Origin of the sequence: Rhodococcus sp. BS-15 (assembly GCF_000813105.1) — a bacterium.
Lineage (GTDB): Bacteria > Actinomycetota > Actinomycetes > Mycobacteriales > Mycobacteriaceae > Rhodococcoides.
Genome location: NZ_BAOX01000562.1, coordinates 1 through 1099, shown reverse-complemented (window position 1 = coordinate 1099; position 1099 = coordinate 1). Strand labels below are relative to the sequence as shown.

Sequence of the window (1099 nt, the reverse complement as noted above, 5' to 3'; positions counted from 1 at the left end):
GCCGCACACGGCATGGCCGGCGGCGGCTGGGCAGACGGTTCCGCCCTGGCCCTGCTGATCGCCGTCAGCATCGGTATCGGTGCCATGACGGCCCTGCCCAGACGTTCGACCGTTCTACTGCTCCCGGCTCTGCTGGCCGGCCAACTCGTCGCTCACATCGCGCTGAGCCTCGGCAGCGCAGCGGAGATGCACGCGCACTCACTGTTGCCCAGCACAACGATGATCGCCTTCCACGCGGCCGCCTCGGTCGTCGCTGGACTCACGATCGCCGCAGCCGAGCGCCTCTACGGCCCGATCACGTCCATCGTCCGAGCGGTTCTCGCGCTCCTCACTCCCCTGCCCGACGGTTCCGCCGTCGGTCGCGTGTCCATGTCCGTCGCGGTTCCGTCGGTGGACGGCACTGCGCTCGACTGGGTCATCTCTCGCCGCGGGCCCCCGGTGTCTCGGTTCTGACCGACATCCTTTTCCGCACATCTCTGCACAGAAATGACCCAACCCATGAAGAGCTCTCTTTCCCGTACCCTGTTCGTCTCAGGAGCCACCGTCGGCGCGTTGCTGATCGGCGCAGGCGCAGCGTCCGCACACGTCGTCGTCTCCGCTCCCGACGCCGCACAGGGCGGCTATTCGGTGCTGACGTTCCGCGTTCCCACCGAGTCCGATACCGCCTCGACCAGCTCGGTCAAGGTGACCCTCCCCGGCCTCAATTCGGCTCGTACGCAGCCCATTCCGGGCTGGACCTCCACCGTCGAGAAGGACTCGGCCGATCTCGCGGTGTCGGTGACGTGGACGGCGAACCCCGGTTCCGAGGTCGGGCCGGGCCAGTTCCAGCAGTTCCTGCTCTCCGCGGGCCCGCTGCCCGAGCAGGAGAGCGTCTCGTTCCCGGCCACCCAGACCTACACCGACGGTGAGGTCGTGAACTGGGATGAGCCGATGACCGAGGACGGTAGCGAGCCCGAATTGCCTGCTCCCACTCTGACTCTCGCCGCAGCGAGCAGCGATGCGCACGGCAGCGCCCACACCGAGACCACCGCAACGGCCGAAGCGTCGTCGACGTCGGAGGACAACACCGCCCGCTGGCTCGCCGGCGTCGGGCTCGTGC

At 68.4% G+C, this 1099-nt stretch carries 2 protein-coding genes; both read left to right on the top strand.

Features of this window, described 5'->3' with window-relative positions:
- The coding region (locus tag RHBS_RS29450) for a hypothetical protein (RefSeq protein WP_187298678.1) at window positions 1-453 on the top strand (453 nt) is incomplete at its 5' end.
- A gap of 45 nt (window positions 454-498) precedes the next feature.
- A partial coding sequence (locus tag RHBS_RS27940) for a YcnI family protein (protein WP_128646934.1) occupies window positions 499-1099 on the top strand: 601 nt, incomplete at its 3' end.